Consider the following 21,335-nt stretch of genomic DNA (forward strand, 5'->3'; position numbering starts at 1 on the left):
CGCCTTGGCGGATTCCTCGGCCGCAAGAGTGATGGCGAGCCTGGCGTGAAGACGATTTGGCTGGGGCTGAAAGAAGTTCATGTCGCGGCGAAGACACTGCGAGGCTTACGAGCCGTCGATGATGGGGACAATTGTGTATAACCACATGGGTTCACGTAGAGGTGTGCCATCTCCACGCCATCAAAGCGCAGCTTGGCGATGGCGGCGGCGAGCACTGGGATGGACAGCCGTTTTTCACCGTTTTCGTTACGACCGTAGTCCGCATCGGGGGCTCGGCCCATCAGGGCCTCTGCGATGTCGCCGCTAATCCCTGATTCTTCACAGGCCGCGCGGAAGGTGTGACGGAAGCTGTGAAATGTCAGGCGGGGGTCGTCCAGGCCGAGTGCGTCGAGGTACCGGTTGTACCAGCCGCCGAAAATCTTGCCGTGGAGCCCCCATTTATCCGCACGCAAGGCGGGAAACAGGCGACCCGAGGGCCCGAGCGCGCGTAGCTGCTGCACGTACGACAGGAACCCCAGGGACAGCAGGGCCGCGTGCAGCGGCACATGGCGTTTGATGTCGGGCAGGCCCAGGCGTTTTTCGCGTTTTGCGTCGTGCAGATGCGCGCACCAGACGCCCTCTCGTTGCACGATGTCGCAAGGTCGCAGCGAGCACAGGTCTTCGAGTCTCGCCCCCGTCATCAATCCGAGTAGCGGCAGCCAGTATGCCGCTTCCGCCGCGCCCGCCTGGGGGCGCAGGCCGGTGGTGAACACCGGGGAGTGCAACAACAGGGTTAGCTCTTCCGGTGAATATGCGTCGCGGCGGTGTGCCCGGCCCTTGGTGACTGCCTTTTTTGCGTATTTGCCGCCCGCAAAGGGATTGGTGGTCAGGCTACCCAGATGCGCGCGGATGGCGCTGCCCAGGATGCCCGACAGCGTGGACAGATTCTTGTTGATAGTGGCCAGGGAGAGCTCAAGTTCCTCCTGGCAGTGCCGCTTGTAGTGCTCGACGTCGGCGAAGGTGATATGCGTTACTGGCTTGTCGCCCGTGAGGGTGATGAAGCGGGCCACTTCGCTGGCGGCCGCCGCGAAGGTTCTGTCGGCGGGGGCGCGCAGCTGATGCCAGGATGCCAACACGGTGGGCCAGGTATCCTCGGGCCCGGCTGGGGGGAGTCTCGGTGGCGCCGGCGCTGCCTGGGTCGCTATCGCGTCGAGGCGTGTCTCCCATGCGGCCAGATTAGGGTCAAGCCATCGCTCTGCGTCGGGCCATGGCTGAGGCGGGGGCGCCGCGCTGCGGGGCTGACGTAGGCCGCTTTCCGGGCCGGGTGTCCAGCTACCCGTGAGCCCGCCCCCGAGCCGGCGTCGCGCCTGTTCCAGCGTTTCTTCAAACCACATGGCTGCCCTCGGCAGCCGTGTCAGCGCAGTGCGCCGGCAAGGTGTCGCCAGACTTATCCAGATTTCGCGGGGCAGGATGGCGTGCAAATCGCTGGGTACCGCTCGCCGGAAGTAGAGCTGGCGCGTCGTCTTGCGGGTGGTGAGGTAGGGGTGTGCCATGCTGCCTCCGAGACGAAAATGTAGCAGTCTCATGTAGCAGCCGCAGCCGGGAAAGCCAGCGCTGGCGCGGGTTTGCCAGGCGAGTAGGCGATTTAGCCGACCCGTAAGCGTTTCAGGGGTACGCCTTCGGTAGAAGCGCCCAACCTGCTATGGCGGGGGGCGCCTCGTTCTCCTGGAAGCCGCGCCATAGCACACGTGGCGGGGAGACTGCAAAGGCAGCATAGATAGTGGGCGTCGGGCCTGCCCCACCGATGTGGCAGCGTTTTGTAGCATTGCCTTCTGGAGTCGCCGATTTGGTTGTGCCTGCGGCATCGCCATTCAAGTCACCGAAAGACATCGTCGATGCTGCCAAAGCAAAACCAGGAAAGCTCTCCTATGGTTCGGGCGGTATTGGCGCATCGACTCACTTGGCAGGTGAACTGTTCAAGTCCATTGCCGGCATCGACGTCATCCACATGCCCTACAAAGGTAGTGGCCCAGCCATCTCTGATGTCATGGCCGGACAGCTCTCATATCTGTTCGACACCGGGGCCGTCCCATATATCCGACGTGGAAAAGTCCGCGCTATCGCGGTCGCTGCGGAGAGGCGTCTTCGGTTGTTCCCCGAGGTCCCGACCTTCACCGAACACGGCATCAAGGGTATGCAGATGAGCGCGTGGTATGGCCTCGCGGCACCATCGCTTACTGCCCGGGCGACGATAAAGAAAGCGAACTGACTCAGGTCCAGTCGGTCAGCGCCAGAACGTCGGCGCCCCTGTCGAGAATCGCGGCCCGCTGCAGCAAGTCGCCAGGTTCACAGAGCGCAACACAAGTGCCGGCCAGGGTCATCCTTGCCTGAGCAGTTGCGCGCAGGCTTGCCGCTTCCTGGCGCAGGGCCTTGATGCCGGCCGAGACGGTCCAGCGAGTCCTTCTCCCACTGCCAGCGCCGGGTAGCGACGCGTCGTTCGTGGCCATGGGAGAAGCGAGAGCTTGATGCATATTGACCTTCAAATATTGCTATGCCTCGTTCTGCTTGGCGGTATCTAGCGAACGGGCGTTCTTTTTAGTTTTGGCAAACATGCCGGAGTCTGGCTCGCCAGTAGCGGCGATGAATTCGCCGATGCTACTGCGGTAACCGCTCGCGTATTTAACGGGACCTTGATGACAATTTGGAGTCAGGCGAGTGCCGAAAAAGACGGATATCAGTGGGGCGCGGGTTAACCTTAGCGCTGTGTCATGACAAATTGCCCGCCACCTGCCATGCCATGGGTGGTGAGGGTCACAATGGTCAAGAGATGAGCCGGAAAAATCCGTTTAATTCGGAGATTAGAAATTCTTAATTCTGCATGGGCTGGCGATATAGTCCTGCTGCCACCCGTGCCACCAGTTTCCGGCGACGCGGGTATTTTTGTGGCGAACGTGCACTGGATTTTCTTCTGGCAACAAGCGCCTACAGGGGCAGTAAGGAGGCAAGGGCCTTCACGCGTCAGGCCATGCCTACCTGAGCTCGCAGTACATGCATAGCGCTGAGCTTTGCGCAGCACTACTGAATTCCCGTGAGGCTTGGACTTCAGACGGCGCTTTATCGAACGGGATGTGGCAGAAACCCCAGCGCGCGAAATAGGAGGGGGCCGATGCGGACAAGAGAAAAACATGTCGGACTTCGGTGCCGCGGGCGCGCACGAGAAGTTTTTCTACGAGGCGGCTCGCGACGCCTCTATCTCGATAGCCGGACTCCACTGCCACGGACCGGATGACAATTGAGTGTCCACGGCGCTCCGCTGCAGCACAGCCAACGATACGACCGTCACAAAGCGCAATCTGAAAGCTGTCGAGAATCTCCGTTACGTCCTCCGTGGCTAGGCCGCATTTTGCCAGCAACGAAGTCATCGGCTCGATGTCGGCTTGGGACGCCGAACGGAGATAGACGTGGGTAAGCATGAAACAGTCTCCGGTCAGTGCTCGATGAGGCTGCCAGGCAGCTCTGGCACTTTGTTGATGCCGCGCGTCAGCACCCACTGCTGATACGATGCAACTAGTTGCGGGATGCTACCAGCTTGAACGTTCTCGTGACAAGCCCGAGGTAACTCCAATTTGTATCACTGCGTGATATATATGTTGTCGCCGCGCGCAGGCAGGAGTCTGGCAGAATTGCCGCTCTCCTGGAAGCCGCGCATCGGCACGGGCCAAGCCGAATCGCAATGGCTGGCGGGAGACCCGTATCGGGACAATGCTGGCATGCTGCCGCGGCACCTTCAAGTGCCGCCATCGCGCCGCTTGTTGCCGGTCAGCATGGCGGCGATGAGATTCTCCTTGTGAGCCATGCTCATCGCGACGGCGGCAATGAGGTGTATGACGATCAGCACCATCAGGGCGTCCGCCAGCAACTCGTGCACGTCCTTCGGTCCATCCTCGCCCCAGAAGGCGTCCAGCCTCGACATCCAGCCCGTCACGGCGAGCGCGATGATGATGGCCCACATGGTGATCATCATCATCGCGCCGAGCGGGGTGTGGCTCAGATACCGGGGCGGGCGGTGTGCAATCAGTGCCTTGAGGTAGGCCAGGAGGCGGGAGGGCGTGGGCAGCCACGCGGAAAACCTGGCAGGCTCGCTGCCGATGAAACCCCACAGGATCCGGAGCAGGACCAGTCCGGCGGCAACATAGCCCACGGCGCGGTGCGACGGGCCGCCGGAGTCCTCGACCAGGTCCCGCAGCACAAGCGCGGCGACGCTCCAGTGCGTCAGGCGCACGGCAATATCCCAAACGCGAATCGACGCAGCGCCGGTCATCATGGTGTGCCCGTCTGAGACTGCCGTTACTTCTCGATTTCAGATTTCACGACATCGAGGGTCTTGGTGTCATAGTAGATCTCGGCCTTCTTGCCTTCCTTCGTCGTGCCGTAGATCTCGTAGCAGTTTCCGTCCACCTTGAACTTCTTGATGGTGTAGCCCTGGGCTTCGATCCTGGCCCTGGCGTCGGCTTCTTTCATCCATTCGGCCTTGGGATGGGCGACGCACTTGGCACCAGCGATTGCTCCCGTTGAGAACACGCCAGCGAGCAGGAACAGGCAAATACGCTGCATGGAAGACCTCCGCTCAGTCATATGTGACTGCGAAGCATAGACAAACAGGTAACGATTCGCAATACGGATTTGCCCCTGCCGCCGCGCGGGCAGCGTATCGGTTTCAGGGGGACTGATCCGCTTGCGCTAGAATGGCTAATGCAGGCCAGGATGGCGCGGCGCCATTCCGGCGTGCGCGGCACATGGCGCATGTGCGTGCAAGCACCGATGTGGTGCGCCGGCGCCGGCCAGGCAACGCCGCAGTAGCCCAAGTTTCCCGCAGCGCTTCGCCTGCCCCATTTTTGAATTCACATGCAGCTCGACGATACCAACCCGCAAAACTCCTTCCTGAACACAACGCGCAAAGAGCGCAAGCGTGTGCAGGTGTACCTGGTCAGCGGCATCCGGCTCGTCGGCTCGATCGAGTCATTCGACGCCTTCGTGGTGATGCTGAGCACACCTGGCGGCATGCAGACCATCTACAAGCGAGCCATATCGACCATCCAGCTGGACACCGGCACGCGGCCGCCAGGCGGCGGTGGCGGTGGCGGCGCGCGTGCGCCAGGCAGCGGGCCGCGCATGCCGGGCGTTGGTCCGCGCACGCCACGCGTGACGTCCGACGGCAATACCCAGGCGCCCCTTGTGGTGACGCGGAAGCGTCGCTCCATGGCGCCCGGCGGCACAAACGAATAGGGTTGCCACGCTGCCGCGAAGTCCGTTTTTGCCGGATGCGTTGTTGATCGCCGCGAATTGCTGCGCCAGATAGCTGCGGGTCGAGTTCGTCCTCGCCATGATCGGATCGAGTGGCTCGAACCCGATCCGACAGCGATGATTCGCCTGGCTCATCCGGCAGCACGTGCTGGCGATGGTCACATCCCGGCCTCTTCACGCTCTTCACGATCTTCCCGGGCGACTCGCTCGCAATCGTCAGTTCGTCAGCGCCCCGGCGGGATTGCCGGGGCCTGGTCAAACTGTGGAACCGCCCTCCGTCAGTTGCCGATGCCGAGCAACTCCACTTCAAAGTTCAGCGTGGCATTCGGCGGGATCGTCCCCGGCACGCCGCGCGCGCCATAGGCGGTCGGGCCCGGGCAGACCAGCTTGGCCTTGCCGCCGACCTGCATCTTCTGCACGCCTTCGGTCCAGCAGGGGATGACGCGGTTCAGCGGGAACGAGATCGGCTGGCCGCGCTTGTACGAGCTATCGAACTCGGTGCCGTCGGTCAGCGTGCCGCGGTAGTGCACCTTTACCGTGTCCGACGCCTTCGGCGTGGCGCCGGTGCCCTTGACGATTTGCTCGATGGATATGCCGGACGGCAGGGTTTCCACGGCCGGAGCGGCTGCGTGGGCGACGGAGGCCATTCCCAGGGCGGCAAGTAGCAGGGCAATTTTCTTCATGTGTCAGTTTGCAGAGTGGTGGGGGTGAAGTCCGGGCCGGCAAGGCCGGCCGGAAACCACCATCTTAAACCGGGATGACCATCGCAAGCCGCAACCGGGCTGAACCCAGGGGGCCGGGCGCGATAGCGCAAGCGCCGCCAGACGCCGTTGCGAAGCATGGACTCCCCGATGGCCAGACTCAACCGGGCAATGCGCCGGAGGCACCGGCATATCCGGTTGAACAGGGGCCGCCTCCGGCCTCCGCGGCTTGGCGGAGCCTGTACGCATCAAGGCATCACGGGCGGGCGGTAAGGCAGCGTCGAAGCAAATGCCCAGAGCATGAACAGCACAAGCGGCGTGTGAACCAGCAGCTGGGTGAAGGTAAAGCCCACCACGTCCTTGGCCCGGATCCCCAGCACGCCGAGCAGCGGCAGCATCCAGAACGGGTTGATCAGGTTGGGCAGCGCCTCCGCGGCGTTATACACCTGCACCGCCCAGCCCAGGTGGACCTGCAGCGCGTTTGCCGCCTGCATTACGTAGGGCGCTTCGATAACCCATTTGCCACCGCCCGACGGCACGAAGAAGCCGAGCACGGCGGAGTACGCGCCCATGACGGCGGAAAACGATTCCCTGGTGGCGACCGAGACAAAGGCCGACGCCAGGTGGTGCGAAAGGGTAGTGCCGTCTATGCCGGCAGCCTTGGTAAGGATGAATGCGATGCCGCCATACAGCGGAAACTGGATCAGCACGCCGGCGGTGGAGGGCACCGATTTGGCCACGGCGCGCAGGAAGCGCTTGGGCCGCCAGTTCAACAGCATTCCCAGCATGAGGAACAGGAAGTTGTAGGTGTTGAGATTGGAGATGGCGAGGACAGGATCCTTGGTGGTGAACTCGCGGACCAGCCATCCCGCGCCCAGCGCCACGATCAGCAAGGTCAGCAAGGGGCTGTACTCCAGCCATTCGCCGGGACGCGTGGGACGGCCGATGCCATCGCCGGCGTCATCGAGATCTACGCCCATGTCCTGCGCGGTGCGCGCGCGGTCTCCCGCCGGTGCGGAGAAATATGCCACCAGCAATGACGCAACGATCAGCACCGCCGTCATCGCCATCGACTGCCACAGGAAGATGGTCTGGGAGAAAGGGATCACGCCGGTGATATCGAGCAGGGATTTGGGCAGGCTGGCGGGATTGGCCTGCAACTGCGCGGCGGAAGAACTCAGGCCCAGCGCCCAGGTGGCCCCCATCCCCAGGTAGGCCGCCGCGCTGGCCGCGCGGTAGTCCACGCGCAGTCCGCTGCGCCTTGCGATGGCCCGCACCAGCAGTCCGCTTAGGATCAGGCTGATGGCCCAGTTGAGCAGGGAAGTCAGCAGGCTCACCAGCGCGACGAAGGCGATGGCGCCCCGCGCCGTCCTGGGCAGGGCGGCGAGCCGCCGGATCAGCAGCGAAGCAGGCGGCGAAGCCGCCACCACATACCCGGAGATGGCCACCACCGCCATCTGCATGGTGAACGGGATCAGGCTCCAGAAGCCGTCGCCAAATGCTTGCGCCACGCTTTGCGCCGGCGCGCCGGCCGCCATTGCGCCGATTGCCACGACGATCACCGCGATGGCGGCAAAGATATAGGAATCGGGGAACCAGCGCTCGGACCAGTCGGTGACCTTGACGGCCAGCCGTTCGAGTCCGCCGCGGCCTGGATGGTCCGCCGCGTCCAGCGATAGGGGGGTGCTTTTCATTGCTGTCTCCTTACATTGACATGGCTTCTGCGCTCGGCGTGGCGCCTTGCGAGCCCTTGAATCCTTCATAGGCCATGACGGCCGCCGCGAGATCTTCCAGCGCGGTGCCGACAGCCTTGAAGACGGTGATTTCCGCGTCGTCCACGCGGCCGGGATGGCGCCGCTGGCACAAGTCCGCGAGCGTGGCCCGGATGTCGGCCGTGTCGAGCACGCCGGCCTCGATCGGGTGCAGCAGGTCGCCGGCCTTGAGCACGGCCTCGCCCGTGTCGACGAAGACGGAAGCCGCATCGAAGCAACCGTCGTCGGCCTCGCGCATGGCTGGCGTGAAGCCGCCGATCAGGTCCAGGTGGGTGCCGGGCCTGAGGAACGCGCGATGCACGAGGGGCGCGGTGGAGAGCGTGGCGGCGGTCACGATGTCTGCGTCTTCGCAGGCGGCGGCGATCGTCGGGACAAAGCGCGCGTCGAAGCCGTCGGCCTGCAGCCGTGCCACCAGCGCTTCGCCTTGCGGCGCATGAATGTCCCAGACGGCAACGCGCCCGATTGGCCTGACGGCGCGATAGGCATGGGGCAGCAGGCTGGCGACCCGGCCCGAGCCGAGCACCAGCATCGACGACGCATCCTTGCGGCTCAGGTACGAGGCCGCCATCGCCGACGCGGCGGCGGTGCGCCTGGACGTGATCTCGTTGCCGTCGATCATGGCCAGCGGCTTGCCGGTGCGCGCGTCGTGCAGCAGGTAGGTCGAGTACAAGCCCGGCAGGCCTTTCGCCGTGTTGCCGGGGTAGATCGTCACGGTCTTCACGCCAAGGTAGGCGCCGCCCCGCCAGGAGGGCATCAGCAGCATGGTTCCGTCCGCATCAATGGCATGGCTGTGGCGCTGCGGGACTTCGCAGCCCCGGATAAACGCCGCGCGCAGCGCGGGCACGAGATTCTCGAACGGCAGCAGGGCACGGGTGGTGTCGGAGTCCAGTATCAACATAGTGGCTTGGGTGGGGGTTGGAATAAGGCAGGCGCCGGCAATCGCGATCACGCATTCAGCACGATGTCGCTGGCCGGAACGGCCTGGCACGCCAGGCACACGCCGGCATCGTCGGGATCCTCGCCGTGCAGGTGCCGGATGCGGCCCGACACGATGGGTACCGCGCAGCTTTCGCACTGGCCGACCCGGCACCCGCTGGGCAATGCCAGGCCGAGTCTTTCGGCGAAGCCCAGCAAAGGCCCGTCCGCCGAGCGCCAGGTGCTGGACATGCCGGACCTGGCGAACACCACGTTGAACTGCTGGCCGGTCCCGGCCACCGTCCGTTCGGGGGAGCGGAACACTTCCCGGAGGATGTCGGAGCGGGGCACGCCGCGGGCAGCCAGCGCATCGGCGAAAGCGCTCATCATCGGCGCGGGGCCGCACATATAGACCAGGGGACGCTGGGCAAGCAGGCGTGCCGGGACATGGTCGGCGCTGACGCGTCCGGCTATGTCGTAGTCGACCCCGGGCACGTCGCATTCCGCCGGACGGTCGTAGAAGTCGACGACTTCCAGCCCCCGGAGGGTTTGCCGTAGTGCCCGGATGCGTGACCGGAATGCATGGGCAAGGCCATTCTGGTTCGCGTAAAGGAGCAGGATCTTCGGCGGATCGGCGAGGCTGGCCAGCGATTCGAGCAGGCAGACGAACGGCGTGATGCCGATCCCGCCGGCCAGCAGCACCAGCGGCCGCCGGGTATGCAGCGGCATGACAAAGGTGCCGGACGGCGCCCGCAGCCAGACCGTATCGCCGGCCGCAAGGCACAGGTTGATATGCGAGGAGGCGCGCCCGAATACAGTCTCGCCGGTTTCCGACACGCCCACCGCGCGGCGCACGGAGATGGAGTAGCCGCGCCGGTCCGGCACGAGGGCCGGGCCGGTGAGCGAATACGAGCGCACGATCTCCTCGCCGGCGGGCGGCATCGTCAGCCTGATCGTCACATGCTGGCCGGGCTGGAAGTCCGGCAGGCCGCCGCCATCGGCGGGTTCCAGAAATACCGACGTGACCTCGCGGGCTTCCTTCACCAGGCTGGCGACGCGGAAGGCGCGATATCCGTCCCACCTGCGCCGCCCCACATCGACGCCGGGATCGCGCTCCACGTTGCAGCGGTAGCCGCGCAGCGGCACGGAGCCGCTGACGGGGTCGATGCTGTCAGCGGCGATCAGGCCGTTGTAGTTGCTGTTGCCCTGTCCCGAGACAGCCAGCGCGGGTTGCGCAAGCGCGTCGCAGCGCTGCCACCAGCCAAACTCGCCGACCACCACGCGCGGATGCAGGCCTTCCCTGACCTTGGCGATAAACCTTGCGCTGCCGACGGCTGTGCTCACCCGGATCGCATCGCCGCTGACTATGCCGCGCGCGGCCGCCAGCGCGGCAGGGATCTCCGCTTCGGGCTGGAGCGCACGGCGCCTGAGCGAGGGCAGGCCGCGATGCTGGCTGTGGCAGTAGTAGCCGCTCTTGGCCGAGGTCAGCACGAACGGGAAGGCGTCGCCCGAAGCGTCCTCGGCATCCATAGGAGACTGGTCCGGGCGTGGCAAGGGCGGATAGCCGTGGCGCAGGAGCTGCTCGGCATATAGCTCCACCAGCCCGGTCGGCGTATTGAAGGCACGATCGCGTGGCCTGCGCGCATACTTGCGCTCCACGTCGGCGACCGGCACGCGGATGCCTTCCGGCTGCTCGCGCAACTTGCCCACCGTCAGGCCGCAAGGGGCCAGCATATGATTCCACCCCGCTTCCAGGCTGCCACCGAAGAAGGCCTCCGACATGCCCAGCCGCACAGCCAGGTCGAACACGATGTCGTTGTCCGCGCGCGATTCGCCGCGCGGCGACACCATGCGCTGGCGCAACTGCACCAGTTGTTCGGCCTCGGCGGAGATCTCGAAGCCGATGCGCAGGCCTTCTCGCTCCCATGGTGTGTTGACCGGCAGCAAGACATCGGCGTAGCGGGCGCTGGGTGTCTCGAACAGGTCGCAATGTACGTAGAAGTCCAGGCTGCGCAGGGCGCGCGCGCCGTCTTCCACGTCGGCCTGCGACAGCAGGGGATTGGTGCCAAAGGCAACCAGGGTGCGCACGGCGTAAGGTTGCGCGTGCAGGATGGCCCGATACAAGTCGCGCGCCGTGACCCATCCTTGCGCGGGCGGGCCGAGCGGCCTCGCCTCATAGCCCAGCGCCTTGCATTTTTGCTCCGGCGGCAAGAGGCCGAAGCTGCTGACGGGGTTGTACGGCGGCTTTTGATAAATGCGATTGCCGCCCTGCTTGTCGAAGCTGCCTGTCAAGGCGTAGAGGCAGGCAATCGCCCGGTCCGTCTGGGTCGCATTGTCATGCTGGCCGACGCCGGACCACGCGTGATAGGCCACGCGCTCAGCCGCGCCGAACAGACTGGCTGCATGGCGGATCTCCGCCTCCGCCACCCAGGTGAGTGCCGCGGCAACGTCCGCCGGATAGCGGGCGCATTCGCTTGCATACAGGTCGAAGGCGGGCCGGCAGGCGAGGTTGGGGGGACCCGGCCGGTTGGCATTGCCCACTTCGAACGTCCCCCGCAGCGCGACCTGCTCGAAATCCCGCCCGGCCAGCGCCGATGACGGCCGGACTTGTCCGGCGCAGGTATCCCATACCAGGCAGGCCTCGCCATCGGCGAGCCCCACGTCGCGGCCCCGCAGCAAGCGCCCGTTGTCGTTGCGGACCAGCAAGGGGCCGTTGGTCCATTGACGCACGAAGGCGAGATCGAACGCATTCGCCTCGATCAGCAGGTTGGCGATTGCCATGGCGAGCACGGCATCCGTCCCCGGCCGCACGCGCAGCCATTGCTCCGCCTGGCCGGCCAGCGCCGTTTCCCTGGGGTCCACCACCAGCAGCTTGGCGCCGGCGGCCCTGCCGGCGCCAATCGCCTCGGCCTGCGCCAGCCAGGTGTTGGTCGGGTTATGGCCCCACAGCACGATGAGGTTGGCATTGCGGTAGTCCGCGGTCGGCATGCCGCAGCCGAAGGTGAAAGCGTGCGCGTAGTCCTTGTGCCAGTTGCAGATTTCCGTGGCGTAACAGGTGTTGGGGCTGCCGAATAGCCGGATAAACCGCTCGATCCAGTCGATGCTGTCGGACAGCGGCGTGCCGCTCGGCGTGGTGACGGCAAACGCAACCGACTCGGCGCCGCCGTCGCGCCGGGCCTGGAGCATCCGCCGCGCCACTTCGGACAGGGCCTCTTCCCACGAAATGCGTTGCCAGCCGGGATCCGCATCGGTCTTGGGGTTGGTCCGCCGCATCGGATAAAGGAGGCGGTCCGCGCTGTGGACCAGTTCCGGCGCCGATTTGCCCTTCATGCACATCGCCTTGCCCGTGGGGTGCGAGGTGTCGGGGCGGACTTCGATCAGCGCATCATTCGCCACCACGTTCACCGTGCCGCATCGTGAGCGGCACAACGTGCAGTAGCCGCGTTTGTCTTCCTTTGTCATGAGTGTCACCGCATCTTGTCTCCTGACCGGATGCTAGCTAGCATGTGGAGGTATTTCTAATTCATAATTTCGACACAGTAATATCGTAAAAATCGATGATCCCGACTTTGAAGCAAATGCAGCATTTCGTGGCCATCGCGGAGACCGGGCAGGTGTCGCGTGCCGCACTTCGCTGCCATGTGTCGCAGTCGTCGATGACGGCATCCCTGAAGGCGCTGGAGGAAGCGGTGGGCGCACAGTTGTTCACGCGCCATGCTGGCGGCGTCCGCCTGACCGACGCCGGCACGCGCTTTCTCCGGCATGCCCAGCAGATCGAGGATGCGGTGCTGGACGCGGTGGAAGCCGTGAGCGTGGCCCCGGTGGAGATCGCCGGCACGGTGCGCGTGGGTGTGACAGAGACCATCACGGCCTATGTGCTGCCCGGCTTGCTGGCGTCGATCGAGCGAAAGTTCCCCGGGCTCCGGCTGGAAGTGCTCGAGCGGGAGCGGCATGACATCGAACGCGGCGTCCTGGCCGGCGAGATCGATATTGCCTTGCTGCTGGTCTCGAACCTGCCCGGTCTCGACCACGTCGCTTGCGAAACGCTGCTGCGCTCGCCGCGGCAGCTATGGGGCCATCCCGAGCATCCGCTGATGATGGCGGACCGCATCGGCCTGGCGGACGTGGCACGGCACGACTACATCCTGCTCGACATGGACGAGCATATCGCCACCGTCGGCAAGTACTGGGGGCAATATGGCCTGGCGCCGCAGGTGCGCTACCAGAGCTGCTCGATCGAGGCGGTGCGCAGCCTGGTCGCGGCCGGGCGCGGCATCGCTATCCTGTCCGATCTGGTTTACCGGCCTTGGTCGCTCGAAGGGCAGCGGATCGTGCGGCGCGCGATTGCCGACAAGGTACCGTCGATGGATGTTGGCCTGGTATGGAAACGCGAGCCCGCCACGCCAGGTAATGTGGTGGCGCTGGCCGACTACCTGCGCAGTGCGTTGAAGGGCAGGGACAAGGCGCGTGCCTGAGGGAGACGGGCAAGAGATCCGATTGATCTGCCCACCCGCGCGGGGCGCATTGCATTTTGTACATCGGAAAGCCGGACGCTGGCAAGCCTCCACAAGGCTGTTGTGCGTTGTGCGCCGACGGTCATGCGGCGCCAGTGGCACCCGGCGGCAAACTTGGCTAGAGTGGGAACCTCGTACAGCTTGCATCATGCATGAGGACATCAATGGAAGCACAGCGCCTGCAGTTCCCGGGAAGTGACGGCCAGCAACTCTCCGCGCGGCTGGACTTGCCCGTTGGCCCGGTCCGGACCTTTGCCTTGTTCGCCCATTGCTTCACATGCGGCAAGGACGTGCTGGCGGCAACGCGCATCGCGCAGGCGCTGACCGCACACGGCATCGCTGTCCTACGCTTCGATTTCACCGGTCTTGGCGGCAGCGGCGGCGACTTCGCCAATACCAATTTCTCGTCCAATGTGGCCGACTTGCTGGCGGCGGCGGACTATCTCCGGCAACATCACCGCGCGCCAGCCCTGCTGATCGGCCATAGCCTGGGCGGCGCGGCCATTCTCAGCGCCGCGCTCGGCATCCCCGAGGCCAAGGCGGTTGTCACCATTGCCGCGCCAAGCGATCCCAGCCATGTCGTCGGCCTGTTCAAGGACCAGGCTGCGCGCATCGAAGCCGACGGCGAGGCCGAGGTCAGTCTTGCCGGGCGCCCGTTCAGGATCAAGCGGCAGTTCATCGAGGATGTGGCGGAGCAGAGACTGCTCGACGGCGTGGCCAGGCTGCGCAAGGCCTTGCTGGTCATGCACGCGCCGCAGGACGATACGGTTGGCATCGACAACGCCACACAGATCTTCATCGCCGCGAAGCATCCCAAGAGCTTTGTCTCCCTGGATCGCGCCGATCACCTGCTGACGCGCAAGGAAGATGCCGTCTACGTGGCCAACACGATTGCCGCATGGAGCCAGCGCTACCTCGATATCAATGTGGAAGAGGTGCCGGCCGCCGTGGCGGAAGAGGGGCTGGTGCGCGTGGAGGAAAACCACGCCGGCAAGTACCAGCAGCGTATCACCGCCGGGCCGCATCACCTGCTTGCCGACGAGCCGGTTTCTTTCGGCGGGCTCAATGGCGGGCCGGCGCCTTACGACCTGCTGCTGGCCGCGCTTGGTGCGTGCACGGCCATGACGATGCGCATGTATGCGGAGCGCAAGGGCTTCCCGCTCGAACATGTGGCCGTGTCCCTGCGCCACGAGAAGATCCACGCGGCCGATTGCGCGGAGTGCTCGACCACCGAAGGCAAGATCGACTGGATCGAACGGGAGATCACCATGCGCGGTCCGCTGGACGAGGCCCAGCGCGCCGCATTGCTGGAAATTGCGGATAAATGCCCGGTGCACCGGACGCTGCATTCGGAGGTGATGGTGCGGACGCACGAGGCGGAGACGGCGGCCGGTTAGGCAGCGCGGGGGCGGCCCGTGCGGCCGCTCCTTTCGGCCCTCAGAGGAGGGTGGTCTCGATTCGCGATGCCGCCTTCAGGAACAGCGTCACCGGCGTACGCTCGCAGATCTCGGCGAGCCGCTTGCGTTCGGCCTCGCCCAGTTCGGCGCCGATCACCCGGACTTCACGCCGGATGAAGCGCGCCTCGTCCTTGCCCTGGAAGACGGCGGTGACTTCCACGTCCGCCACGGGCCATTGTTTGCGCTGCATATACATCTTCAGCGTGATGGCCGTGCACGATACCAGCCCGGACAGCACGAAGGCGAAGGGCGGCGGACCCTGGTCGGTGCCGCCCAGCCCGGCGGATTCGTCGCCGACGAGTGCGTGGCTGCCAGCCTGGAGGTGAACGAGGTAGTTGGCGTCGGCCGGGCCGATCCTGGCGGTGGCTTGGGAGCTTGACATGGCATTTCCAAGGGTTGCTTGAGCGGATATTACGCAGATGCGGGCGCGAGGGAAAGGACCGGGCCTGCGCAGGCGAATTCGCTTGCAGATGTAGCGCCGCCCGGACCGGCTACCCGCCGGCTAGCCCACGCCTACACTGTAAGCACAGCTTTGAGAGTCGGGGCGAGCATGAATTCAACGCAAATATTGCCGTTGCTGCTGCATTTCGATCAGTATCTCGGTCCCGCCATCGCGCAGTACGGCCTCCTGGTCTACGGCATCCTGTTCGCCATCGTGTTCTGCGAGATAGGCCTGTTGCCGCTGTTCTTCCTGCCGGGCGATCCGCTGCTGTTCATCTGCGGCGCGTTCTGCGCTTCGGGGGCGTTGAGTCTGTGGGTGCTCCTGCCGTTGCTGCTGATCGCCGCGGTCACTGGCAGCCTGCTGAACTATGCCATCGGCAAAACCATCGGGACGCGCGTGTTTGCCGGCGGCTACCGCTGGATCAACCAGGACGCGCTGCGCAAGACGCAGGCCTTCTGTCGGCGGCATGGCGGCCTGGCCCTGCTGCTGTCGCCCTTCGTCGCTGTGGTGCGTACCTTCGCGCCCTTTGTCGCGGGCGTGTCCGACATGCCGGTAGCGCACTTTGTGCTGGCGGCTGGCGCCGGTGCGGCGGTGTGGGTGATCTCGCTGCTGGCCGGCGGCTATCTCTTTGGCAATGTGCCGCTGGTGCGCGACCATATGAGCGCCATCGTGCTGCTAGGTCTCGCGCTCGGCCTGGGTTCACTGGTGGTGGCGAGTGCGTGGCGGGCGGTGCGGGGGCGGCAGGGGGCGCGGGGGTGATACTGCTGGCGGTCGGCTGCACTTCGCCTGGAACAACGATGCATCGAGTCCAGGGTGTGCGTGCCGGCAGGAAGGCGGGAGCCGTCCTACATCCTGCAAGGAGGGGACACCGGGAGGCAAGGGGCGCCGGGTGGCGCCCGTAGCGACCGGCCAGCGTATCCGCTGACGCCGGCCGGGGGCGAGGATCAAGGCGATACGCTTGCGGCGACTTGGGTGTAGGTCTTCTTGTAGGTGAGGTCCGCCATGCCGGCCGGGTAGGTGTAGTCGAACTGGCACTTCACCGCACGTCCGAACTTGGTCGACCACCAGCAGACGTCGTTCTCGCTATAGGTGGCGAAATTGACATCATTCGAGTTCGTATAGGCGACGACATAGCGGATACGCAGGGTGTCGAGGGTGCCCGCCGGCGTGCTGAGTTGTTCGAACCCTTCCACCACGGCATTCACGGCGGCCGTTTCGTGGTAGCCAAGCGCGCAGTTCAGCGTCCAGGCAGGGCTCCAGGTCTTGCCCACGTACAACGGGAAGTTGTACAGGTCACGCTTCGGCGCGTAGGTGCACTGGTTGGTGCCGGGGGGGCGCGACCGGGTCAGGCGGTTGCGGTCGCCATCCTGCGTGTAGGTCTCGACGACAGTGTTTGTTGCATCGGTGGCCACGAGCGTTGCGATGCCGTTGGCGATGACGGTGGTGGTATAGGTAAGGGGTTTCGTCACCGTGGTGCCGTTCAACAGCAGGTTGGATTCGTTGAACGTGATGGCTTCACCGACCCTGGGTGCAATGGCGGCATAGCGATGCGGCGGGACCGTGATCGTGATGGTGGCGGAATTGGCCGGGTTGCTTACGGAAACGGCCTTGAGCGTGACGGTACCGCCTTCGGGGCTCGTCAGCGCGGCTTTCCACGACTGCTCGGTGATTGCCGGTGACGAGATCGTGGTCTTGCTCGGCGTGGCGGTCCAGGTGACTGCCTGGTTGGCGTCCAGCTTCACCTCCTTGCCGGACTCCACGGTAAGGCTGGCCGACTGCCCCGCGGCAACCAAGGTCGACTTGGCGCCGTCCGATGTCGCGCCTACGGAGAGGGGACTGGCGGTGCCGCCGTCCCCACCGCCGCCGCAAGCCGCCAGCAAGGCGGAAATCGCCATGCCTGCGATCAGTTTTTGCATCCCTTTCATTCTTCTTCCCTTTCCTTGTTATTGGTTTTGTTTCTGGTCTCTTCCGTTTGGTGCATTTTTGGAAAAGCGGGCCAGATTATAAATGCCTTACGATTAACTTCGTCTTCGCGGCGATACCCGTTTCGTGGGGTATTGGCAGGGGTAATGTCTGGTTTGTGTAACATTTCGGCGGAGTCAAACCGGGCCTGAGCCCGCCCGCGTGGCAGGCCGTGCGCCGGCAAGGCGCGATGCTTATCCGGTCCGATTCGCAATTGCCTCACAACCTTCATCGTTTTGTCATCGGCACCACCCAGAATGCGCTCACTGTTGATGCAAGGAGAGTGGGATGACGCATGCGATTGAAGTGCGCGGCCTGTCCAAGTCGTTCCAGGCGGGACGCAAGGCGCTGGATAACGTTGGCCTTGCCGTTGCGCCCGGTGAGATGGTTGCCCTGCTGGGCGCCTCGGGCTCGGGCAAGTCCACGTTGCTGCGCCATGTAGCGGGCTTTGTCGCAGCCGATGCGGCTGGCGCTGGCGAGGTGCTGGTCAACGGCCGCACCATCCAGCAAGGCGGCCGGCTGGCCCCCGATGTGCGCGGCGCGCGCGCCGAGATCGGGTTTGTGTTCCAGCAGTTCAACCTGGTGGGACGCCTGCCGGTGATCACGAACGTGCTGACCGGCATGCTGCCGCGCGTTCCGCTGTGGCGCAGCCTGATTCGCTTTTTCCGTAACGAAGAGATCGACGCCGGGCTCGATGCGCTTGCCCAGGTTGGTATAGACGACTATGCGTTTCAGCGGGCCTCGACCTTGTCCGGCGGCCAGCAGCAGCGCGCGGCGATCGCCCGCACGCTGGTGCAGAACGCGCGGGTGATCCTGGCCGACGAGCCGATCGCTTCGCTGGATCCCGAATCGGCGCGGCGCGTCATGGCGTTGCTGGCGCAGATCAACCGCACGCGCAAGGTGGCGGTGGTGGTGTCGCTGCACCAGGTGGACGTGGCAATGCGCTATTGCCCGCGCGTGGTAGCGCTGCGGCATGGCAAGGTGGTCTACGACGGCCCCTCGGCGGCGCTGACGCCGGGCATGCTGCGAGACCTCTACGGCACCGAAGCCGCCGAACTGCTGCCCGAGGGCGCAGGGCTGGATGCGGCGCCTCCCGCCATGATGCCCGGCGGCCTCGCGGCAGCCTGATTTTCCCGGATTCTCTGTCAAGTTTTTTTCCGCAAGCACCCCCCAACAAGGCCCTCAACAAGGCTTTACCCCGGAGTTCCCTTATGCTGCGCAGAACCCTTTTTGCCCTGATCGTCACGAGCGCCGCGGGCGCGCTCTCGTTTCCCGCTTTCGCCCAGGAGGGCAAAGTCCTCAACATGGGTTTTATCTCGACGGAGACTTCGTCCAACCTGAAATCCGCCTGGCAGCCCGTGGTCGATGACCTGAGCAAGCAACTGGGCGTACAGGTGAAGCCGTTCTTCGCTTCCGACTACGCCGGCATCATCGAAGCCATGCGTTTCAACAAAGTGCAGATCGCCTGGTTCGGCAACAAGTCCGCCATCGAGGCGGTGGACCGCGCCAACGGCGAGGTCTTCGCTTCGGTGATCGACAAGGATGGCAACCCCGGCTACTGGTCGCTGCTGATCGTCAACAAGGATAGCGACCTGAAGACGCTTGACGATGTGCTCAAGCAAGGCAAGTCGCTGAGCTATGGCGCGGGCGATCCGAACTCCACCTCCGGCACCGCCGTGCCCGGCCACTACCTGTGGGCTGCCCACAAGATCGAGCCGAAGACGTTCTTCAAGACGGTGCGCGTGAGCAATCACGAGACCAACCTGCTGTCGGTGCTGAACAAGCAGGTCGACGTGGCGGTGAACAACACCGAGAACATGGAGCGCTACCGCATCAATACGGGCAAGAACGCCTATGACCAGGTGCGCGTGCTGTGGAAGTCGCCGCTGATCCCGGCGGACCCGCTGGTCTACCGCAAGGACCTGCCGGCCGACGTCAAGGCCAAGGTCAAGACCTTCTTCGTCAACTACGGCAAGGGCACGGACGCCGCGCGCGAGAAGGAAAACCTGGCCAAGCTGACGTATCAGGGCTTCCGCGCTTCCAACGACGCGCAACTGGTGCCGATCCGCCAGATCGAGCTCGCCCGCGAAAAGACCAAGATCGAGACCGATACCACGCTGGCCGCCGCCGACAAGGAAAAACGCCTTGCCGACCTGAGCAGCAAGCTGGCTGAACTCGACAAGATCGCCGCCAGCGCGCAGTAAGCGCAAAGCAGTCCGCCGGGCGCGATCGCGCGGCCCGTCCCGATGCTTGGGGTGGGCCGCCACGTATCCGCTGCTGCTGCGTGCTGCCCTTGCTGCTTGCTACTGCCGCTTCATCGTATTTGCCGCTGTACCCACCGTTGTCTTTGTTTCCCCCATGCTGCCTTCCGTCAACACCACCATGCCTCCAGCCACTCCGTCTCGCGCCGGCCGCCCGCCGCGGGCCAGCCTGCCAGTCCTGTTCGTCTGGGCGGTGGTGCTCGCCTTGCTGGCCATGTCGTGGCAGGGCGCCGACATGCGCCCGTTCGACCTGTGGAAGGATTCCGGCAATATGGCGAAATTCGCCGCCGACTTCTTTCCGCCCAGCTTCCGCGACTGGCGCATTTACCTGGACGAGATGCTGGTGACCGTCCAGATCGCGATCTGGGGCACCTTCCTGTCCATTGTGTTTGCCGTGCCGCTGGGCCTGGCGTGTTCTTCGAACATCGTGCCCGCCTGGGTCTACCAGCCGATGCGGCGCGTGATGGATGCCTGCCGCGCCATCAACGAGATGGTGTTCGCCATGCTGTTTATCGTGGCGGTGGGGCTGGGGCCGTTCGCCGGCGTGCTGGCTCTCTGGGTGCACACCACCGGGGTGCTCGCCAAGCTCTTTTCGGAAGCGGTGGAGGCGATCGATCCGCGCCCGGTCGAAGGCGTGCGCGCCACCGGCGCCAGCGCGATCGAGGAGATTGTCTATGGCGTGATTCCCCAGGTGTTGCCGCTGTGGATCTCGTACGCGCTGTACCGCTTTGAATCCAACGTGCGTTCGGCCACGGTGCTGGGCATCGTCGGCGCGGGCGGCATCGGTACCGTGCTGTGGGAGATCATCCGCAGTTTCCAGTATGCCGAGACCTGCGCGGTGATCATCATCATCGTCGGCTTTGTCACGGTCATCGATTTGCTGTCGGCGCGCATCCGCAAGGCGCTTGTGTGACGCGGGCATCAGCCTGCCTCGTATGCCAGCCACTCAAGCACGCCACCATCCCTGAATCTTCATGACGATCCTGCGCCGCATCGAAATACTCTTCTCGGGCCACGGCACCGCCTTCTACGGCGGTGAGGCCATCACGCAGACCGAGCACGCGCTGCAATGCGCGCAACTTGCCGAGCAGGCCGGCGATCCCGAATCGCTGATCGTGGCCAGCCTGCTGCACGATCTTGGCCATCTCGTGATGTCCGAGGACGGCACCACCGACATGCGGCACCAGGAGGTGGGTGCCGATCTGCTGGGGGTCGGCTTCGGGCCCGCCGTGACCGAGCCGGTGCGCCTGCACGTGGCGGCCAAGCGCTACCTGTGCGCCATCGATCCGGGCTACCAGGCAACGTTGTCGCCAGCCTCGCTGCACAGCCTCGCCTTGCAGGGCGGACCCTACGATGCGGCGCAAGCCGAAGCCTTCGTCGCGCATCCGCATGGCCCGGACGCGGTGCGCCTGCGCCGCTACGACGATCTTGCCAAGGTCGTGGGCCTTGCGACGCCGCCGCTGGAGTACTACCTGCCGATGGTGTCGCGCTGCATCCGGCGCATTTCCTGAACTGCCGACCCATGAACGCCCAAGAAGAAAGCCGGGAAGCCGGCGGCCTGGCCCTGCGCGAAGTCACCGGCACCGACACCGAACTCGTGCAGGTGGCCGCCTTGCTGTCCGAGATGGATGGCGAGGCACCGCTGCCACTGCCCCGCATGCGCGCGTTGTTTGCGCAACTGAAGGCAATGCCTGACTATCGCTGCTACCTGATGCTGGCGGCTTCCGGCGAACCGCTTGGCACGTTCTGCCTGCTGATCTTCCCGGTGCTGGCGCATGACGGGCGCAGCGAGGCTATCGTGGAAAGCGTGGTGGTGGCCCGCGCCGCGCGCGGCACCGGCGTGGGTTCGGCCATGATGCGCGCGGCCATGCGGCTGGCGGAGGAGGCGGGCGCCGCCAAGCTGGCGCTTTCGTCCAGCGCCAGGCGCCTGCAGGCCCATCAGTTCTATCGGCAGCTTGGATTCACCGAGCACGGCATCAGTTTTAGCATCGGGCTGCCGGCGTCGGCATAGCCGGGCGGCTTGCCGCG

The 21,335-nt window shown here is 64.9% G+C and carries 22 protein-coding genes and 1 pseudogene; 11 read left to right on the forward strand and 12 right to left on the reverse strand.

All coding sequences use genetic code 11. The annotated features are described in order from the left end of the window. Positions 1-141 (forward strand): IS4 family transposase (locus AC1DS6_RS36300; RefSeq protein ID WP_477102771.1); only part of this gene is annotated, 141 nt, incomplete at its 5' end. Here the strand turns inward: AC1DS6_RS36300 and AC1DS6_RS36305 are convergent. Together AC1DS6_RS36305 and AC1DS6_RS36310 are read right to left on the reverse strand one after the other, a co-directional pair. Then, complete coding sequence (locus AC1DS6_RS36305) at positions 78-1,115, reverse strand: hypothetical protein (RefSeq protein ID WP_477104331.1); 1,038 nt, start codon at positions 1,113-1,115, stop codon at positions 78-80. The two genes, AC1DS6_RS36300 and AC1DS6_RS36305, sit on opposite strands and share 64 nt — an antisense overlap. Before the next feature lie 234 nt (positions 1,116-1,349). Beyond that, a pseudogene (locus AC1DS6_RS36310) lies at positions 1,350-1,565 on the reverse strand (DUF6538 domain-containing protein); the annotation flags it as partial. Between the two features lie 218 nt (positions 1,566-1,783). On the opposite strand from AC1DS6_RS36310, the gene AC1DS6_RS36315 reads away from it, so the two are divergent. Further along, positions 1,784-2,248 carry a tripartite tricarboxylate transporter substrate-binding protein gene (locus AC1DS6_RS36315; protein ID WP_477104313.1) on the forward strand — a complete coding sequence of 155 codons (465 nt, stop codon included), beginning with the start codon at positions 1,784-1,786 and terminating at the stop codon, positions 2,246-2,248. A 1-nt stretch (position 2,249) separates the two neighbouring features. On the opposite strand, the gene AC1DS6_RS36320 is transcribed toward AC1DS6_RS36315, so the two are convergent. From AC1DS6_RS36320 to AC1DS6_RS36335, 4 genes are all read right to left on the reverse strand, one after another. Then, entirely contained in the window at positions 2,250-2,486 is a 237-nt protein-coding gene (locus AC1DS6_RS36320; protein ID WP_441634816.1) for a hypothetical protein, read from the reverse strand. A 522-nt stretch (positions 2,487-3,008) separates the two neighbouring features. After that, entirely contained in the window at positions 3,009-3,452 is a 444-nt protein-coding gene (locus tag AC1DS6_RS36325) for a GNAT family N-acetyltransferase (RefSeq protein WP_477104314.1), read from the reverse strand. Between the two features lie 314 nt (positions 3,453-3,766). Then, positions 3,767-4,303: a cytochrome b/b6 domain-containing protein gene (locus AC1DS6_RS36330; RefSeq protein ID WP_477104315.1), complete on the reverse strand. Its 537-nt coding sequence runs from the start codon at positions 4,301-4,303 to the stop codon at positions 3,767-3,769. A 23-nt stretch (positions 4,304-4,326) separates the two neighbouring features. Continuing rightward, positions 4,327-4,593, reverse strand: coding sequence for a PepSY domain-containing protein (locus tag AC1DS6_RS36335; RefSeq protein WP_276288488.1), 267 nt, complete (start codon positions 4,591-4,593; stop codon positions 4,327-4,329). A 291-nt stretch (positions 4,594-4,884) separates the two neighbouring features. Between AC1DS6_RS36335 and hfq the strand changes: the two genes are divergently transcribed. Further along, positions 4,885-5,265 carry an RNA chaperone Hfq gene (gene hfq / locus AC1DS6_RS36340; protein ID WP_477104316.1) on the forward strand — a complete coding sequence of 127 codons (381 nt, stop codon included), beginning with the start codon at positions 4,885-4,887 and terminating at the stop codon, positions 5,263-5,265. A 296-nt stretch (positions 5,266-5,561) separates the two neighbouring features. On the opposite strand, the gene AC1DS6_RS36345 is transcribed toward hfq, so the two are convergent. From AC1DS6_RS36345 to AC1DS6_RS36360, 4 genes are all read right to left on the reverse strand, one after another. Beyond that, complete coding sequence (locus tag AC1DS6_RS36345; protein ID WP_477104317.1) at positions 5,562-5,966, reverse strand: FKBP-type peptidyl-prolyl cis-trans isomerase; 405 nt, start codon at positions 5,964-5,966, stop codon at positions 5,562-5,564. Between the two features lie 266 nt (positions 5,967-6,232). Further along, on the reverse strand, positions 6,233-7,678 hold the full coding sequence (locus AC1DS6_RS36350) for a short-chain fatty acid transporter (protein WP_441633560.1): 1,446 nt from the start codon (positions 7,676-7,678) through the stop codon (positions 6,233-6,235). Between the two features lie 10 nt (positions 7,679-7,688). Continuing rightward, the gene (gene lhpI, locus AC1DS6_RS36355; protein WP_477104318.1) at positions 7,689-8,654 is read right to left on the reverse strand and encodes a bifunctional Delta(1)-pyrroline-2-carboxylate/Delta(1)-piperideine-2-carboxylate reductase; all 966 of its coding nucleotides are present in this window, start codon (positions 8,652-8,654) and stop codon (positions 7,689-7,691) included. Positions 8,655-8,701: 47 nt separating this feature from the next. After that, on the reverse strand, positions 8,702-12,133 hold the full coding sequence (locus AC1DS6_RS36360) for a molybdopterin-dependent oxidoreductase (RefSeq protein WP_477104319.1): 3,432 nt from the start codon (positions 12,131-12,133) through the stop codon (positions 8,702-8,704). A gap of 95 nt (positions 12,134-12,228) precedes the next feature. Here AC1DS6_RS36360 and AC1DS6_RS36365 point away from each other — a divergent pair, with 95 nt between their 5' ends. Together AC1DS6_RS36365 and AC1DS6_RS36370 are read left to right on the forward strand one after the other, a co-directional pair. Continuing rightward, positions 12,229-13,146 (forward strand): LysR family transcriptional regulator, encoded by a 918-nt coding sequence (locus tag AC1DS6_RS36365; RefSeq protein ID WP_035871513.1) that lies wholly within the window; start codon positions 12,229-12,231, stop codon positions 13,144-13,146. A 203-nt stretch (positions 13,147-13,349) separates the two neighbouring features. Then, the gene (locus tag AC1DS6_RS36370) at positions 13,350-14,582 is read left to right on the forward strand and encodes a bifunctional alpha/beta hydrolase/OsmC family protein (protein WP_441633564.1); all 1,233 of its coding nucleotides are present in this window, start codon (positions 13,350-13,352) and stop codon (positions 14,580-14,582) included. A gap of 40 nt (positions 14,583-14,622) precedes the next feature. Here AC1DS6_RS36370 and AC1DS6_RS36375 read toward each other — a convergent pair whose 3' ends face one another. Next, positions 14,623-15,024 carry an OsmC family protein gene (locus tag AC1DS6_RS36375; RefSeq protein WP_441633566.1) on the reverse strand — a complete coding sequence of 134 codons (402 nt, stop codon included), beginning with the start codon at positions 15,022-15,024 and terminating at the stop codon, positions 14,623-14,625. A 168-nt stretch (positions 15,025-15,192) separates the two neighbouring features. Between AC1DS6_RS36375 and AC1DS6_RS36380 the strand changes: the two genes are divergently transcribed. Further along, positions 15,193-15,843, forward strand: a complete 651-nt coding sequence (locus tag AC1DS6_RS36380; RefSeq protein ID WP_441633568.1) for a VTT domain-containing protein — start codon at positions 15,193-15,195, stop codon at positions 15,841-15,843. A gap of 185 nt (positions 15,844-16,028) precedes the next feature. Here the strand turns inward: AC1DS6_RS36380 and AC1DS6_RS36385 are convergent, their stop codons facing one another. Continuing rightward, positions 16,029-17,000 (reverse strand): hypothetical protein, encoded by a 972-nt coding sequence (locus AC1DS6_RS36385; RefSeq protein WP_441633570.1) that lies wholly within the window; start codon positions 16,998-17,000, stop codon positions 16,029-16,031. A 334-nt stretch (positions 17,001-17,334) separates the two neighbouring features. On the opposite strand from AC1DS6_RS36385, the gene phnC reads away from it, so the two are divergent. The 5 genes from phnC (at position 17,335) to AC1DS6_RS36410 (ending at position 21,318) form a co-directional block, all read left to right on the forward strand. Beyond that, the gene (gene phnC / locus AC1DS6_RS36390) at positions 17,335-18,174 is read left to right on the forward strand and encodes a phosphonate ABC transporter ATP-binding protein (RefSeq protein WP_441633572.1); all 840 of its coding nucleotides are present in this window, start codon (positions 17,335-17,337) and stop codon (positions 18,172-18,174) included. Positions 18,175-18,257: 83 nt separating this feature from the next. Beyond that, positions 18,258-19,250 (forward strand): phosphonate ABC transporter substrate-binding protein, encoded by a 993-nt coding sequence (gene phnD, locus AC1DS6_RS36395; protein WP_441633574.1) that lies wholly within the window; start codon positions 18,258-18,260, stop codon positions 19,248-19,250. Positions 19,251-19,428: 178 nt separating this feature from the next. Then, positions 19,429-20,220, forward strand: coding sequence for a phosphonate ABC transporter, permease protein PhnE (gene phnE / locus AC1DS6_RS36400; protein WP_035860758.1), 792 nt, complete (start codon positions 19,429-19,431; stop codon positions 20,218-20,220). 61 nt (positions 20,221-20,281) lie between these two features. Beyond that, a complete protein-coding gene (locus AC1DS6_RS36405) occupies positions 20,282-20,818 on the forward strand; it encodes a phosphonate degradation HD-domain oxygenase (RefSeq protein ID WP_035860733.1) in 537 nt (178 codons plus the stop codon). Positions 20,819-20,829: 11 nt separating this feature from the next. Further along, positions 20,830-21,318, forward strand: coding sequence for a GNAT family N-acetyltransferase (locus AC1DS6_RS36410; protein WP_441633578.1), 489 nt, complete (start codon positions 20,830-20,832; stop codon positions 21,316-21,318). Positions 21,319-21,335: the final 17 nt, after the last annotated feature.

The sequence above is a fragment of the Cupriavidus sp. 05L310 genome (assembly GCF_056398185.1).